Origin of the sequence: Roseburia sp. OM03-7AC, assembly GCF_003462625.1 — a bacterium.
Taxonomy (GTDB): Bacteria; Bacillota; Clostridia; order Lachnospirales; family Lachnospiraceae; genus Roseburia_C; species Roseburia_C amylophila.
In genome coordinates this window covers 989559-1006300 of sequence record NZ_QTZJ01000001.1, presented here as the reverse complement: position 1 = coordinate 1006300, position 16742 = coordinate 989559, and the positions used below count along the sequence as shown (strand labels likewise).

Sequence of the window (16742 nt, the reverse complement as noted above, 5' to 3'; positions counted from 1 at the left end):
CAGGGATGTGTCTGCGAGGTGCATTTGAGCATGGATGTGAATATGCACCGGTTGCGGGAAGAAAAGGCGTATAGTGGAAATTCCCAGTACCCCTTTCTGCCCTTATGTGGTCTTGCCGACGAATGATTCGCACGGATAGTTTATCCGATAACAGAATACGCTATTTGCCTAAAATAAGGATTGTTAGAAAAAGAAAGATAGTGTATAATGTTATCGGCAATAAAGCAGGACACAAGAGATGAAAGAGGAGTTGAGCGAGGATACTGATTTGAGAAGAAAAGCTTTGCAGATGGCAGGGATAGGAATATTGTTGTTTGGAATGGTTTGCAGTGGATGTGACAGGAAAGCGCAGGTAAATGCAGAACCGGAAAGCAGCGAGAAAATAGAATATGCAGTGACGGAAACGGAAGAAGTCTCTACAGAGACGAAGAAGCTGGTGATAGAAGATTTGGATGATGCATACGAAGCACTGCTGGATTCCTGCAGCAAAGAATTTATCGGGGATTATCGGATTGACGAAAGTTTCTTAAACTGGGTTTATGCCAATTACGGAAAAGAAGCAGTATTAAATATTGCACAGGAGTCTCAGGAAGACCAGAATGTGAATGTCTGGTACGAAGAGACCGGAAATTCCATACATGTGCTGTGGCTTCTTTATTGTCAGGACACCGGCATGAATGAAGAGGATTTGCAGCAGGTTTACTGGAAAACATGCAGCTCTGAGGATGAGATTGTGCTGGATTTTACCGGCGATATTAATTTTGCAGAAGGCTGGGGCACAACGGAACACATGGATGGACAGCCAAATGGAATCAATGACTGCTTTTCCAAAGATTTATTGCAGGAAATGAATAATGCAGACATTATGATGATAAACAATGAGTTCACCTACAGTACAAGAGGGGAACCTTTAGCTGGCAAGGATTATACTTTCCGGGCAGATCCAAAGCGTGTCGACTTGTTAGAAACATTTGGAACAGATATTGTCAGTCTTGCCAATAATCATGTCTATGACTATGGCGAAGCCGCATTGATTGATACCATAGATACACTGGAAGAGGCAGGAATTCCGTATGTAGGAGCAGGAAAAGATTTAAAGGATGCCATGCGTCCGGTATATTTTGTGGCAAGTGGAAAGAAAATAGCAATTGTATCAGCTACACAGATTGAACGCTCTTTAAATTATACGAAGGAAGCAACTGAGACGACACCGGGAGTGTTAAAGACCTTAAATCCGGACAAGTTCCTGAAAGTAATAGAAGAAGCAAGAGACAACAGTGATTATGTGATTGCTTTTGTACACTGGGGAACAGAAGGAAATAACTATTTTGGTTCCGACCAGGTGGCTCTTGCAAAACAGTTTGTGGAAGCCGGTGTGGATGTCATTATCGGCGGACATACCCATTGCCTGCAGGGCATGGAATATATGGATGGCGTGCCGATTATCTATAGCCTTGGCAATTTCTGGTTTTCGGCGTCAACATTAGATACCGGCTTATCCCAGGTAATCATCCGGGATGACGGAACTATTGATTTCCGGTTTCTGCCGTGTATACAGAAGAATTACAAGACCTCACTGGTGACAGATGAAAGTGAGAAAAGACGTATTTTTGATTTTATGGAATCCCTTTCCGTGGGAATTACCATAGATGATGATGGTTATGTGACAGCAACGGAGTAATCCGTTTCAATAGAAGATTTTAAAGAAAAGAGGAAAAAACATGAGTAAAAAACCAACCGTATTGATGATTTTAGATGGTTTTGGTCTGAATGACAAAACTGAGGGTAATGCAGTAGCCCAGGCAAACAAGCCAAACATTGATGCACTGATGAAAGATTATCCATGGGTAAAGGGAAATGCCAGCGGACTTGCCGTAGGACTTCCGGATGGACAGATGGGTAACTCCGAAGTAGGACATATGAACATGGGTGCAGGAAGAATTGTATACCAGGAATTAACCAGAATTACCAAAGAAATCGAAGATGGAGATTTCTTTAAAAACGAAGCATTGCTTGCCGGCATGAAAAATGTAAAAGACAACGGTTCTGCACTTCATTTATATGGATTGTTATCCGATGGTGGAGTTCACAGCCACATTACACATTTATTCGGACTTCTGGAAATGGCAAAAAAAGAAGGCTTAGACAAAGTATATGTACACTGCTTCTTAGACGGCCGTGATACCGCACCTACTTCCGGAAAAGGATTTATCGAAGAGCTGGAAGCAAAAATGAAAGAAATCGGTGTTGGTGAAATCGCAACCATCAACGGACGTTACTATGCAATGGACCGTGACAACCGTTGGGATCGTGTAGAAAAAGCATATAAAGCAATTACAGAAGGTGTTGGCGAGACAGCAGACAGCGCTGTTGCAGCAATTGATGCATCTTATGCAAAAGATGTAACAGACGAGTTCGTAGTTCCGACTGTAATTATGAAAAATGGTGCTCCAACTGCAACCGTACAGGATAACGATACCATTATCTTCTTTAACTTCCGCCCTGACCGTGCAAGAGAGATTACCAGAGCATTCTGTGCAGATGAGTTCGACGGATTTGACAGAGGCGCAAGAAAGAACGTAACTTATGTATGTTTCACAGAATACGATGGAACCATTCCAAACAAAACCGTTGCATTCCACAAGGTAGAACTTACCAATACATTTGGACAGTTCCTTGCAGACAATGGCAAGACTCAGGCAAGAATCGCTGAGACTGAGAAATATGCTCATGTAACCTTCTTCTTTAACGGCGGTGTAGAGGAGCCAAACAAAGGCGAAGAAAGAATTCTGGTAAAATCTCCAAAGGTAGCAACCTATGATTTGAAACCGGAAATGAGTGCATACGAAGTATGTGATAAATTAGTAGATGCCATCAAATCTGAAAAATATGATGTAATCATAATCAACTTTGCTAACCCGGATATGGTTGGACATACCGGAGTTCAGGCTGCAGCAATCAAGGCAGTAGAAGCAGTTGATGAGTGCGTAGGCAAAGCTGTTGCAGCATTAAAAGAGGTTGACGGACAGATGTTCATCTGCGCAGACCACGGAAATGCAGAGCAGTTAATCGATTATGAAACAGGCGAACCATTTACAGCACATACTACCAATCCGGTACCATTCATTCTGGTAAATGCAGACCCTGCATACGGTTTAAGAGAGGGTGGATGTCTTGCAGATATCGCTCCTACATTAATCGAGCTGATGGGAATGGAACAGCCAAAAGAAATGACAGGGAAATCTTTGTTAATCAAAAAATAAGACCGTAAGGGTGAAATACTAACTACGAGAAACACGCTTTGCGAGTTTCTCAAGTTATCGCAGTGCTTGGCAAATCTGCATGCAAGCATGTAATTTATCTCGCTGCTCGCGTAAATAAAAAGATTCTGTATCTCAAGTGTAAGGTACAGAATCTTTTGCTATAGATAAGTATTTTCCGGCACATATATTAATAATACTTATAAATAGAAAATATTAGACAAAAAAACTAATAAATTTCGCTCATTTTTCTATATGGGGCAAAAGGCGCACTTCGCCCAAATTCATTGACTTTCTAAAAGGCACTGTATTATAATTTTCCAGTAGTGTTTTTTATCACAACAAAAATTTGCGAAAGCATAAAATGGAGGACAAAAGCAGTATGCAGGAATTTAAACCATTTAAAGAAGGAAAAGTAAGAGAAGTATATGATAATGGAGAAAGCCTTATCATTGTTGCAACAGACAGAATTTCAGCGTTTGACCATATTTTAAAGAACAAGGTTACCAATAAGGGCGCAATTCTGACACAGATGTCCAGATTCTGGTTCGATTTTACAAAGGATATCGTGCCAAACCATATGCTTTCCGTTGATGTAAAAGATATGCCGGAATTTTTCCAGAATGAGAAATATGATGGCAACAGCATGATGTGCAAGAAACTGGAAATGATTCCAATCGAATGTATTGTTCGTGGATATATTACCGGAAGTGGCTGGGGAAGCTACAAAGAGAACAGAACCGTCTGCGGAATCAAATTACCGGAAGGACTTGTAGAATCCGATAAATTACCTGAGCCGATTTACACACCAAGTACCAAAGCTGAGATTGGTGACCATGACGAGAATATTTCTTTTGAACAGAGTATTGACGTATTAGAGAAAGCATTCCCGGGCAAGGGTGCTGAGTACGCAGAAAAGATTAAAGAATATACCATCGCACTTTACAAGAAATGTGCAGAATACGCATTAAGCAAAGGAATCATCATTGCAGATACCAAGTTTGAATTTGGTCTCGATGAGAATGGAAATGTAGTTTTAGGTGATGAGATGCTGACACCGGACAGCTCCCGTTTCTGGCCATTAGAAGGATATAAACCGGGACAGGGACAGCCTTCTTATGACAAACAGTTTGTAAGAGACTGGTTAAAAGCAAATCCAGACAGTGATTATCTCCTTCCGGATGAAGTAATCGAGAAGACAATTGAGAAATACGAAGAAGCATTTGAATTACTGACCGGTAAGAAATTTGCTTAAAAATATAGTCAGGAGAACCCTATGAATAACAATGAATTAAAGGAAAGCCCATGGGACGGACTGCATGAAGAATGTGGCGTCTTCGGCATGTATGATTTTGACGGAAATGATGTGGCTTCCAGTATTTATTATGGTCTGTTTGCATTACAGCACAGAGGACAGGAGAGCTGTGGTATTGCAGTAAGTGAGACAAACGGACCGAAGGGAAAAGTTACTTCCTATAAAGATATGGGACTGGTAAACGAAGTATTTACCGGAAAACAGTTAGAAGCAATGAAGGGTGATATCGGAGTCGGTCATGTCCGCTATTCCACTGCAGGTTCTTCCACCCGTGAGAATGCACAGCCGCTGGTATTGAATTATGTAAAAGGTACGCTGGCATTGGCACACAACGGAAACCTCATCAATGCGAAGGAGCTTCGCAAAGATTTGGAATATACCGGAGCAATTTTCCAGACCACCATTGATTCTGAGGTAATTGCTTACCACATTGCAAGAGAGCGTCTGAATTCCAAGACAGCCGAGGAAGCAGTACGCAGAGCCTGCCAGAAGTTAAAAGGAGCTTATGCTCTGGTTGTAGCCAGCCCTCGTAAGCTGATTGGCGCAAGAGACCCATATGGCTTCAAACCCCTTGTAATCGGAAAACGTGACAATGCTTATATCATTACTTCTGAGACCTGTGCCTTGGAGACCATTGATGCGGAGTATGTCAGAGACGTATTGCCGGGAGAAGTGGTAACAATTTCACCGGAAGGCGGCATTCAGTCTGATATGACTATGTGTCTTCCAAAAGAACAGGAAGCACGTTGTATTTTTGAATACATATATTTTGCGAGACCGGACAGCCATATTGACGGGGTCAGCGTTTATGCATCCCGTATCCAGGCAGGACGTTTCCTTGCAATGGATTCACCGGTAGATGCAGACCTGGTAGTAGGAGTACCGGAGTCCGGAAATGCAGCAGCTCAGGGTTATGCCCTGCAGTCCGGAATTCCATATGGAACTGCTTTTGTAAAAAATGGTTATGTGGGACGAACCTTCATCAAACCAAAGCAGAGTAGCAGAGAATCCAGCGTAAGAGTAAAATTAAATGTACTGGCAGAATCAGTCCGTGGCAAGCGTGTTATTATGATTGACGATTCCATCGTGCGTGGAACCACATCTGACCGTATTGTAAATATGTTAAAAGAAGCCGGTGCCACAGAAGTGCATGTAAGAATCAGTTCCCCTCCATTCTTATGGCCATGTTATTTTGGAACCGATATTCCGGAGAGGGAGCAGTTGATTGCCTATAACAGAACCATCGAAGATATCCGGAAAATAATCGGTGCAGATTCTTTGGGATACTTAAAGATAGAGCGTCTGGAGCAGCTGGTAGGAGGACTTCCAATCTGTAAAGGATGCTTTACCGGAAAATATCCGATGGAGCCGCCAAAAGAGGATATCCGTGGCGAATATGAGCGATAAGCAGACTGACACAGCGGCTAATCCTTATAACCGTACCGGCTGTCATGCTTGCATGAACCAGCCGGTATGGTTGTAAGGATTGTACGGTGCACGAAGGTGCAACGGACAACGAGGAAGCGAAGCTTCCGAGTGGAGCGAAACTTTTGAGTGGAGCTGAGTCTGCAATTATAAATATAAAAAATAAAAAGGAGCACACATATGAGTACCGATAGATATAACAGCCCATTATCAGAGCGTTATGCCAGCAAAGAAATGCAGTACATCTTTTCCCCGGATATGAAATTCCGTACCTGGAGAAGACTTTGGATTGCGCTGGCAGAAACCGAGAAAGAACTTGGACTTGATATTACACAGGAACAGATTGACGAATTAAAGGCACACAAGGATGACATCAACTATGATGTGGCAAAGGCAAGAGAAAAAGAAGTCCGTCATGATGTTATGTCCCATGTATATGCTTACGGCGTACAGTGTCCGAAAGCAAAAGGAATCATCCATTTAGGAGCAACCTCCTGCTACGTTGGAGATAATACCGATATCATCATTATGTCAGAGGCATTAAAACTGGTTCGTAAGAAATTAGTAAATGTCATTGCAGAACTGGCAAAATTTGCAGATAAATATAAGAATCAGCCGACACTGGCATTTACCCATTTCCAGCCGGCACAGCCAACTACCGTTGGAAAACGTGCAACACTGTGGTGCCAGGAATTTATTATGGATTTGGAAGACTTAGATTATGTATTAGGCAGCCTGAAACTTTTAGGTTCCAAGGGAACCACAGGAACACAGGCAAGCTTTCAGGAGCTTTTTGACGGAGATCAGGAAACCATCGATAAAATTGATCCGATGATTGCACAGAAAATGGGCTTCAAGGAGTGCTATGCAGTATCCGGACAGACTTATTCCAGAAAAGTAGATACCAGAGTTGCCAACATTTTAGCAGGCATCGCAGCAAGTGCACATAAGATGTCCAATGACATCCGTCTTCTGCAGCACCTGAAAGAAGTGGAAGAACCGTTTGAGAAGAGCCAGATTGGTTCCTCTGCAATGGCATATAAGAGAAATCCAATGCGTAGTGAACGTATTGCATCCCTTTCCCGCTATGTCATGATTGATGCATTAAACCCGGCAATTACATCCGCAACCCAGTGGTTTGAGAGAACTCTTGATGACTCTGCAAACAAGCGTCTTTCCATTCCGGAAGGCTTCCTTGCAATCGACGGAATCTTAGACCTTTGCTTAAATGTAGTAGACGGACTTGTTGTATATGAAAAAGTTATTTACAAACATATGATGAGCGAGCTTCCATTTATGGCAACCGAAAATATTATGATGGATGCTGTAAAAGCTGGTGGTGACCGTCAGGAATTACATGAGAAGATTCGTGTACTTTCCATGGAAGCAGGCAAAAATGTAAAACAGGAGGGTAAAGAGAACAACCTTCTTGAGCTGATTGCAGCAGAACCTGCATTCCATACAACCTTAGAAGAGTTGAAGCAGAATATGGACCCTGCAAAATATGTAGGAAGAGCACCAATTCAGGTAGATGCCTTCTTAAAGAATGTGGTACAGCCGATTTTGGATGACAACAAAGAGATTCTTGGTATGACAGCCGAGATTAACGTATAATCGAATTATTTCGAAAGAATAAAAAATCTTCTTTTGGAGATACTGAACTATTAATTCAGAATATTTTCAAAAGGAGATTTTTTTATGGCTGTAAAAATGACGATTACACGAATTCATGCAAGAGAAATATTAGATTCCAGAGGAAATCCCACAATAGAAACAGAAGTAACTGTGGAGACGGAGACAACCGGAAAGAAGTCGACTGCCCGGGCGGCAGCACCTTCCGGAGCCAGCACCGGAGAATTTGAAGCCATTGAATTAAGAGACGGCGGCGAGCGTTATGGTGGAAATGGTGTGCAGCAGGCGGTAGAAAATGTAAATACAAGAATTGCAAAAGCACTGATAGGCAGAAACGTATTGCGGCAGGAAAATTTAGATGCGCTGATGCTGGAACTGGATGGAACAGAAAATAAAGGAAAGCTTGGTGCCAATGCAATCTTAAGTGTGTCCTTAGCTTGTGCCAAAGCAGCAGCAAAAGCATTGCAGATGCCGCTTTACCGCTATGTGGGCGGCGTAAATGCAGTAACAATTCCGGTGCCGATGATGAATATTTTAAATGGCGGTGCACATTCCGATAACAATCTGGATGTTCAGGAATTTATGATACTTCCAATTGGTGCTGACAGCATTACCGAAGGAATCCGCTGGTGTGCAGAAGTCTATCATCATTTGAAAAAATTATTAAAGAACCGTGGGTTGTCTGTGGCAGTGGGAGATGAAGGCGGTTTTGCCCCAAACATTGCAAATGAGGAAGAAGCCATCCAGCTTATCATGGAAGCCATTACCAAAGCAGGGTACAGCTGTGGCAGAGGCAAACAGTTTATGATTTCTCTGGATGCGGCTGCCAGCGAATGGAAAGGTAATGCACCGGGAGAATATTATCTGCCAAAATCCGGCAAACGTTATACCACGGATGAACTGATTGTGCACTGGGAAAAGATGCTTCGCCGTTTTCCGATTTATTCCATTGAAGACCCGCTGGACGAAGAGGATTGGGATGGCTGGAAACGTCTGACAGAAAAAGTGGGAGATAAAGTGATTCTGGTAGGCGATGATTTATTTGTCACGAATCCGGTGCGCCTGAATAAAGGAATTTCCATGGGATGCGGTAATGCGATTCTGATTAAGCCAAACCAGATTGGAACTCTCTCAGAAACTATGGAAGCCATCCGCATGGCAAAAGAACATGGCTATGAGACCATCATGTCCCACCGGAGCGGCGAGACAGAGGATACGACTATAGCGGATTTGTCAGTAGGGCTTGGCAGTGACCTGATTAAAACCGGAGCACCGTGCCGTGGCGAGCGGACGGCAAAATATAATCGTCTGATTCGGATCGAAGAATCGTAATAGATTTCAGCAAAAATTTCAATACAAATGCGAAATAAGTGGTTGTAATTTGTCCTTGTGTATGATATACTGTCAAAGTTACGAGTATTATAAATCCACAGGAGGTGTCATTCGTGGCAGTTTTAAAAACGGTTTTAACAGTTGTATTTATTATTATATCTATCGCATTGACAGTAATTATTCTTCTTCAGGAAGGTAAGTCTGCAGGACTTGGAGCAATCAGCGGAGCAGCTGATACTTATTGGGGCAAGAATAAAGGTCGTTCTATGGAAGGAATGTTGGTAAAGGTAACCAGAGTACTGGTAATCTTATTCCTGTTAATTTCCATCGTACTGAATATTGGAAGTTTCTAAGAACCAAAGAGCTGTCGTGTGAACGACAGCTTTTTTTACTTTACAGGAATTGCTTTCCTGTAAAGTAAAAAAGCTCCGCGAGGATGCACACTGCGGTGTATAAGGTAGATGCCGCAGGCGACCGCCGCAAGTGACCGCCGCAGGCGCAAGAAAAGTGTAAAGCAGTTTCTTGAAGTTATGTGAGCAGCAAGAAAAAATAGGAAAGAAAAGAATGGATAGAGAAGCACTGGAAAAAAGAAAGAAAATTGTATATGAGTTTATCTGTGATGACTTATATGTCCCGATGAAAGCCAAAGAGATTGCAATGATTCTGCAGGTATCCAAAGAGCAGCGGGAAGAGCTGCATGCGGTTTTGGATGCTTTGCTGGAAGAAGGCAAGGTAGAGCTGACCCAGAAGGGCAAATATGTAAAGGCTTCCGGAAGATTCTTAACCGGTGTTTATACCGGAAACAGCAGAGGATTTGGCTTTGTGACGGTAGAGGGCGAAGAGGAAGATATCTATATCCCGGAGGAGAATACCAACGGAGCCATGCATATGGACACCGTATCTGTTGCAGTAAATCCGCAGAAGACCGGAAAACGCCGGGAAGGCAGAATTATAAAAATTATATCCAGAGGTCTGCATCAGATTGTCGGAACTTATCAGAGCAGTAAGAACTTCGGATTTGTGGTGCCGGATAACCAGAAGCTGGCGCAGGATATTTTTATTCCAATCGAACGCTCCAAAGGAGCAGTAGATGGACACAAAGTTGTCGTTGAGATCACTGATTATGGTAAAAACGGTAAGAAACCGGAAGGAAAAATTGTTGAAATACTTGGTCATATCAATGACCCGGGAACAGATATTTTATCCATTGTAAGAGGTTTTGACCTGCCGACAGAATTTGCACCGAAGATTATGAAACAGGTGGAAAATGTAGCCAAAGAAGTCAGTGAGGCTGATATGGCAGGCAGGGAAGATTTGCGGGACTGGCAGATGGTGACAATCGACGGAGAAGACTCCAAAGATTTGGATGATGCGGTATCCCTTACCATGGATGGAGAAAATTATATTCTGGGTGTGCATATTGCAGATGTGTCCAACTATGTGCAGGAGCACAGCGCACTGGATGTGGAGGCACTGAACCGCGGAACCAGTGTATATCTCGTTGACCGCGTAATTCCGATGCTGCCCCATGCATTGTCCAATGGAATCTGTTCCCTGAATGCAGGAGAGAACCGGCTGGCATTGAGCTGCATCATGACCATTAACCCCAAGGGCAAAGTCATTGACCATAAAATTGTAGAGTCGGTGGTAAAAATTGACCGCAGAATGACTTATACAGCAGTAAAAGAAATTTTAGAAGACCATAACGAAGAAACAATTGCAGAGTATCGGGAACAGGTTCCGATGTTTGAAAAAATGGGAGAGCTGGCAGCACTGCTTCGTAAGAATCGTATGAAACGCGGCTCGATTGATTTTGATTTCCCGGAAACGAAAATCCTTTTGGATAAAAATGGAAGACCATTGGAAATCAAGCCATACGACAGAAATACAGCTACAAAATTAATTGAAGATTTCATGCTGATTGCCAATGAGACGGTGGCGCAGGAATTTTTCTGGCAGGAGATACCATTTCTCTATCGTACCCATGAGACACCGGACGAAGAAAAAATCCGAAAACTTGCAACGTTAATTGGAAATTTCGGATATACACTGCATATCAGCCAGGAGGAAATTCACCCGAAGGAATTGCAGAAGCTGTTAGGAAAAATCGAAGGAACACCGGAGGAAGCATTAATCAGCCGGCTGACCCTCCGTTCCATGAAACAGGCAAAATATACCACAGAAAACACCGGACATTTCGGACTGGCAGCAAGCTGTTATTGCCATTTTACTTCACCAATCCGTCGTTATCCGGATTTGCAGATACACCGCATTATCAAAGAAACCTTGCGGGGCAGGATGAATCATAAGCGGATGACACATTACGAAACGATTCTGCCGGAAGTAGCCAAGCATTCCAGCGAAACAGAACGCCGGGCAGATGAGGCAGAGCGCGAGACGGAGAAACTGAAAAAAGCACAGTATATGGCAGAGCATATTGGAGAAGTTTATGAAGGCGTTATTTCCGGTGTGGCATCTTATGGCATGTATGTCGAGCTGCCAAATACGGTAGAGGGTCTTGTGCATGTAACCAGTCTTACCGATGATTACTATCAGTATTTTGAAGACACTTTTGAACTGGTGGGCGAAGTAACAAACCGCCATTATAAGCTGGGACAGAAAGTATATATCCGGGTAATCGGTGTGGATGAGATTGTAAGAACCATCGATTTTGAATTGGCAGAGGCAACAGGAACAGGAGAAATGAAGAATGGGAAAAGAATCGATTAAGATGATTGCCAATAATAAGAAGGCAAGACATGATTATTTCTTGGAAGAACTTTATGAGGCAGGAATCAGCCTGCATGGAACAGAAGTAAAATCACTCCGTATGGGAAAATGCAGTATCAAGGAGTCTTTCATACACATTGAACATGGGGAAGTCATCATATATGGTATGCATATCAGCCCATATGAAAAGGGAAACATTTTTAACCGTGATCCGCTTCGTCCGAAGAAGCTTCTGATGCACAAAAACGAGATTCGTAAATTAGAGCAGAAGATTAAGGAAAAAGGTTATACCATTGTTCCGGTGGAAGTATATTTCAAGGGAAGTCTGGTAAAAGTCCAGATTGCGCTTGCAAAAGGTAAGAAGCTTTATGATAAGCGGAATGATATTGCAAAGAAAGATATGCGCCGTGAAGCAGAGCGGGATTTCAAAGTAAGAAATCTTGGTTAATAGGCGGATAAAAATTGTCAGTTAATGGCAATACAAACAGTGGTTCTATCTTTGCCTCTTGCAGGAATAGCGGAGGCAGGTTATAATAGAATAAATATATAAGGGCTAGTAAAGGTTTCGACAGGGATTATGAAGCTGGAGAAGCGAGCCGCAGGGTGATGCGTTAAATTCCAAACTTAAAATTAAACGCTAACGATAATAAATTAGCTTACGCTGCCTAATGGCAGCAGTCTGACCTAGAGCACTCACACTTTAGGACCCAGGCTTCGACTATGTGAGAAACGACACGGGCAAAGCTTTGAACCCGTGGGCGTATGATGAAGCTACTGAAACAGTTACGGTGTTCATACCGGAATTGCAGAGGGAATGTCAAATTATGAACTACGCTCGTAGAAGGACAGGGGATTGGTTTTTGGACACGGGTTCGACTCCCGTCTAGTCCACTAAAGCTGAACAAGTCGAACTCTGTATATGATATTATCGTATACAGGAATATGTTTGGTTTGGTGTATCGAAGAAAATAAAAGTAACGGCATTGTATGGTTGCGAAAGTGATATATAATGCCGTTATTTTTAAGATATAATGCGGATTTGAATTTGACAAATCGAAATTTATAAAGGAGAATATTGATGAAGCTATTTTTATGTTCGCACTTTTCAAGTGTGGGAAGTCTGATAAAGGAAGAAATTGAAAATAAGAAAGTCGCATTTATTCCAACAGCTTCACTGCGTGAAGGCTACACCGGTTATGTCGGCTCGGCTCGAAAATTATTCAAAAAGTTGGGAGCAATCGTAACTGAAATTGATATTTCAACGGAGGCTTATTCAACGATACAGTCTGTTTTTGAAGAAGCAGATGTGATATATTTTACCGGCGGAAATTCTTTCTTTCTTATGGACCAGCTCCGTAAAACGGGAACTGATGGGCTACTGAAAAAGGAATTGGCAAATGGAAAATTGATGATCGGCGAGTCGGCAGGCGCAATTATATGCGCTCCAAGCATCCAATATATCGAGCAAATGGATGAAAAGCCAGAGGACTACTCACAAGAAGATGATGCAGGGCTTGATTTGATTGATTTCTATGTTCTTCCGCATTATCTTACAGCACCATTTAAGAAAGTTACCGAGAAAATAATGACTGAGTTTTCGGATTTGAATCTATGCCCGATTAACAACCGTCAGGGAATTGTAATTGATGGTGAAGGTTCAAAGGTTATTTGCAAAGACTAATTTGAAAATTCAAGTTGCAGAACTGACTCAAAAGAGCTCGAAGGAGCTCTTTTTCCTTTTTTATAATAGTATCATTATGGTATAATAGAAACATTAGAATCGGAAGTTTACAGCGAGGTGAAAGAGGTTGAATTATGTAGAATATGGAAAAGAAAACAGCGATGTAATTATCCTCTTACACGGAGGCGGTTTATCATGGTGGAATTACAAAGAGGTTGCTGAAAGACTTCAAATAGATTATCATGTGGTTTTGCCTATATTAGATGGTCATGCAGGATGTGATAAGCAGTTTACAACGATAGAGAATAATGCTTTGGATATTATAGAATTTGTAAATAGCAAATTGGGCGGTTCTGTTTTAATGATGGGAGGACTATCGCTTGGAGGGCAGATTTTGCTTGAAATTTTATCTCAACGCAAAGATATATGTAAGTATGCAATAGTGGAAAGTGTACTTGTGATACCTTCAAAATTTACATATTCTATGATTAAACCGGCGTTTGGAAGTTGCTATGGCTTAATAAAGTATAAGTGGTTTTCAAAATTGCAATTCAAATCACTACGAATAAAGTCGAATTTGTTTGATGAATATTACAAAGATACTTGTGCTATTAGAAAGAGTGATATGATTGCCTTTTTACAGGAAAACTCAGTATATTCACTAAAAGATGGCATTGGAGAGTGTGAAGCAACCGTTCAAATTTATGTTGGAGAAAAAGAAAAGCAATTAATGAAAAAATCTGCTAAAATCATTCATGAAAAATTGCAGGATAGTTTTATACAAGTTCTTCCTAATATGTATCATGGAGAGTTTTCAATAAACCACGCAGATGATTATGTGAGAAAACTATTAGAAATAGTAAAGCGAAGGTAACTTTCAGTCTTCAGCAGAGGCTGAAAGCAATAGAAGATTTGAATTGACCGAGCTCTTTGAGCGGGGGATACTTCTTGTCCGAAGGGCAAGAAGGTGGAACTGAGAAGAATTAAAACAATTGGAAGTTGGAGGATACACGTATGAAAATTGTAATCATTAATGGAAGTGCCAGAAAAGGAAACACGCTGACAGCAATCAATGCATTTATAAAAGGAGCATCAGAAAAGAATGAAATTGAAATCATTGAACCTGACAAACTCAACATTGCACCATGCAAGGGATGTGGTGTCTGTCAATGCTCTAAGGGATGCGTCGATAAGGATGATACAAATCCTACAATTGATAAAATTGCTGCCGCAGATATGATTCTTTTTGCTACACCAGTTTATTGGTGGGGAATGTCAGCACAATTGAAACTTATCATTGATAAGTGCTACTGTCGTGGATTGCAGTTAAAAAATAAAAAAGTTGGCACGATTATTGTAGGCGGTTCTCCCGTAGACAGTATCCAGTATGAGCTGATTGATAAGCAGTTTGACTGTATGGCAAAATATCTTTCATGGGATATGCTTTTCAAAAAATCATATTACGCAACAGCCAGAGATGAACTTGAAAAAAACAAGGATTCCATGAACGAACTTGAGGGGATCGGAAAAAATTTATAAAGCACGTTCCAGATTCGGATTTGCAGAGATAGAGAATTTGTGCTGAGAAGTGTTAATTTATAATGTGTTAAGGAAAGCTAATATTAGATGAGAATTCTGTCGGTATATTCGACAAATGTACAAGTAGAAATATTTGCAGAATACGAAAGCGTATTCGCAATATCCGGATTGTGAGAAATCATCATCGGTGCTGGAAAAGTGGAGGGCGAATTAATATGAAGTATGCCGGAACTGCCGGAGGTTGAATCTGCAACGGAATATTACAAGCAATCCATGATGACGGGATTTATGCAGTGGTTTTGCCGGACAGGTGGAAAGAAAAAATTCTCAGAATCAGATATCGAAGCAAAGAAAGAGATTGCAAAATTCAAAGCAGGTGACAGAAATCCTTATTCCTGGAATATGGAATTTTATGAGTATGAGGATGGCAGCGGATACGAAGCGAGATTTACAACTTGTGGAATCTGCACACTGATGAATGAACTGGGACTGACTAAGCTGATACCTGCAATGTGCCGCCTTGACTATACAATGAGTGAAGCAGATTGTGTCAGTAATTTTGCCAGGGAATATACAATCGCTTCGGGTGGACCGTATTGCGACTGCGGTTATACGAAAAGAAGTGCAAAATAAAATGTTATAGAAATGAGAGTGGTTTCACAGACTGCTCTTATTTTTTTTGAAAATTTAAATCTTTTTTCCAATCCCTCCTGTCTTACTTAATAGAAGGGAGGAAGGACAGATGAAAAACATAATAAAATGGTTTGTGCTGCTGATGCATAAGGACATGCAGAATTTTGAAATGAACGAGGATACGGATTGCTCGGTTCGCAAACAGATTATGAACAGAACAAATCACAAAAAGGAAGGTGAAAGATTAGGATGAAAATGAGAAAACCTGGATATATTGCACTTGCTGTCTTGATGGCAGCAACGCTCACATTAACAGGATGTAGTAATGTGACAGAAGCAAAGGGAAGTCCGACTACGGAAAAAGAAAAAGTAGCAGAGAAAACACCACAGAAGAGGGTAAAAGTTATAGTAGAAAATGCTGCAGAAACAGCTATTGAAACAGTCAGATTGGCGCAGAAGACAGAAGAAACTGAAAATTTAGAACCGGAACTTGGGGTAGAAGAAGATACAGCGGAAGAAAACACAGAGGGAGAAAATGAGACAGGAACAGAGCAAGGAAAGACTGGGGAGACAGAACAGTCAGATAAAAATAAAAGCGGTAAGAAAAAGAATACAACAGTAGCAGATACAACCGATTCAAATAAGCCGCCACATGACGGAATGATATATGATGTCAATGAAGGAACATGGATTGATATGCCGGAGGTTCATCCGGATGGTTTTGACAGAAGTGCGGCCGAAGAGGTGTGGTCTTATGTGAATGCAGAGAGAACAGCAGCAGGCCTCAATGCACTTACCTGGGATGAGGACATATACAATTTTGCATGTCAGAGAGCACAAGCAATTGTATCAGATTTTTCCCATAATGGCTGTGGCAATTATGGAGAAAACATAGCATTAAATTCTGCGGGAAGCGCATATAGAATCCACATGCAGTGGTTTTACTCAACCGGTCATCACAATAACTATATGTTATCTTCCTATGTAAAAGGTGCCTGTGCCATATATGTATATCAGGGTGTCTGGTATGCAGTGGAAAATTTTGCACTGGAAGAAAGTGAAAACAGTGGTGGAACGTTATCCTGCAATGCCTATGGACCGGAGGCAGAAGCAGCTTTAAATGAGTATATTGACAGTCGTGACTGGTGAGAAAAGAAGATGGAAATGTGCTTGCGGTGGAAGAGCTGTTTCTGTT

General features: G+C 41.6%; 15 protein-coding genes and 1 other RNA gene. All 16 read left to right on the top strand.

All coding sequences use genetic code 11. The features are described 5' to 3' along the window. Nucleotides 1-238: 238 nt before the first annotated feature. The 16 genes from DXB39_RS04895 (at nucleotide 239) to DXB39_RS04825 (ending at nucleotide 16696) form a co-directional block, all read left to right on the top strand. Nucleotides 239-1681 carry a CapA family protein gene (locus DXB39_RS04895; RefSeq protein ID WP_117840784.1) on the top strand — a complete coding sequence of 481 codons (1443 nt, stop codon included), beginning with the start codon at nucleotides 239-241 and terminating at the stop codon, nucleotides 1679-1681. Between the two features lie 40 nt (nucleotides 1682-1721). After that, nucleotides 1722-3263 (top strand): 2,3-bisphosphoglycerate-independent phosphoglycerate mutase, encoded by a 1542-nt coding sequence (gpmI, locus tag DXB39_RS04890; protein WP_117840785.1) that lies wholly within the window; start codon nucleotides 1722-1724, stop codon nucleotides 3261-3263. A gap of 379 nt (nucleotides 3264-3642) precedes the next feature. After that, nucleotides 3643-4515, top strand: a complete 873-nt coding sequence (locus DXB39_RS04885; protein WP_117901601.1) for a phosphoribosylaminoimidazolesuccinocarboxamide synthase — start codon at nucleotides 3643-3645, stop codon at nucleotides 4513-4515. A gap of 21 nt (nucleotides 4516-4536) precedes the next feature. Next, the gene (purF, locus tag DXB39_RS04880) at nucleotides 4537-5982 is read left to right on the top strand and encodes an amidophosphoribosyltransferase (RefSeq protein ID WP_117840787.1); all 1446 of its coding nucleotides are present in this window, start codon (nucleotides 4537-4539) and stop codon (nucleotides 5980-5982) included. A gap of 198 nt (nucleotides 5983-6180) precedes the next feature. After that, the gene (gene purB / locus DXB39_RS04875; protein WP_022242392.1) at nucleotides 6181-7614 is read left to right on the top strand and encodes an adenylosuccinate lyase; all 1434 of its coding nucleotides are present in this window, start codon (nucleotides 6181-6183) and stop codon (nucleotides 7612-7614) included. An 84-nt stretch (nucleotides 7615-7698) separates the two neighbouring features. Beyond that, on the top strand, nucleotides 7699-8964 hold the full coding sequence (eno, locus tag DXB39_RS04870) for a phosphopyruvate hydratase (RefSeq protein ID WP_117840788.1): 1266 nt from the start codon (nucleotides 7699-7701) through the stop codon (nucleotides 8962-8964). A gap of 113 nt (nucleotides 8965-9077) precedes the next feature. Then, complete coding sequence (gene secG, locus DXB39_RS04865) at nucleotides 9078-9317, top strand: preprotein translocase subunit SecG (protein WP_117696942.1); 240 nt, start codon at nucleotides 9078-9080, stop codon at nucleotides 9315-9317. A 211-nt stretch (nucleotides 9318-9528) separates the two neighbouring features. After that, nucleotides 9529-11694: a ribonuclease R gene (gene rnr / locus DXB39_RS04860; protein ID WP_117840789.1), complete on the top strand. Its 2166-nt coding sequence runs from the start codon at nucleotides 9529-9531 to the stop codon at nucleotides 11692-11694. Continuing rightward, nucleotides 11675-12142, top strand: coding sequence for an SsrA-binding protein SmpB (gene smpB, locus DXB39_RS04855; RefSeq protein ID WP_022242388.1), 468 nt, complete (start codon nucleotides 11675-11677; stop codon nucleotides 12140-12142). Before rnr ends, smpB begins: the two co-directional genes overlap by 20 nt. Before the next feature lie 102 nt (nucleotides 12143-12244). Beyond that, nucleotides 12245-12588: a transfer-messenger RNA gene (gene ssrA / locus DXB39_RS04850) on the top strand. A 184-nt stretch (nucleotides 12589-12772) separates the two neighbouring features. Beyond that, nucleotides 12773-13375 (top strand): Type 1 glutamine amidotransferase-like domain-containing protein, encoded by a 603-nt coding sequence (locus DXB39_RS04845; RefSeq protein WP_055271744.1) that lies wholly within the window; start codon nucleotides 12773-12775, stop codon nucleotides 13373-13375. A gap of 127 nt (nucleotides 13376-13502) precedes the next feature. Then, complete coding sequence (locus DXB39_RS04840; protein ID WP_117840791.1) at nucleotides 13503-14249, top strand: alpha/beta hydrolase; 747 nt, start codon at nucleotides 13503-13505, stop codon at nucleotides 14247-14249. Nucleotides 14250-14389: 140 nt separating this feature from the next. After that, nucleotides 14390-14914 (top strand): flavodoxin family protein, encoded by a 525-nt coding sequence (locus tag DXB39_RS04835; protein ID WP_117840792.1) that lies wholly within the window; start codon nucleotides 14390-14392, stop codon nucleotides 14912-14914. 222 nt (nucleotides 14915-15136) lie between these two features. Continuing rightward, nucleotides 15137-15547, top strand: coding sequence for an L-2-amino-thiazoline-4-carboxylic acid hydrolase (locus DXB39_RS04830; RefSeq protein ID WP_117840793.1), 411 nt, complete (start codon nucleotides 15137-15139; stop codon nucleotides 15545-15547). Nucleotides 15548-15656: 109 nt separating this feature from the next. Continuing rightward, nucleotides 15657-15800: a hypothetical protein gene (locus DXB39_RS14745; RefSeq protein WP_158552062.1), complete on the top strand. Its 144-nt coding sequence runs from the start codon at nucleotides 15657-15659 to the stop codon at nucleotides 15798-15800. Then, entirely contained in the window at nucleotides 15797-16696 is a 900-nt protein-coding gene (locus DXB39_RS04825; protein WP_117840794.1) for a CAP domain-containing protein, read from the top strand. The genes DXB39_RS14745 and DXB39_RS04825 overlap by 4 nt, the downstream gene beginning before the upstream one ends. Nucleotides 16697-16742: the final 46 nt, after the last annotated feature.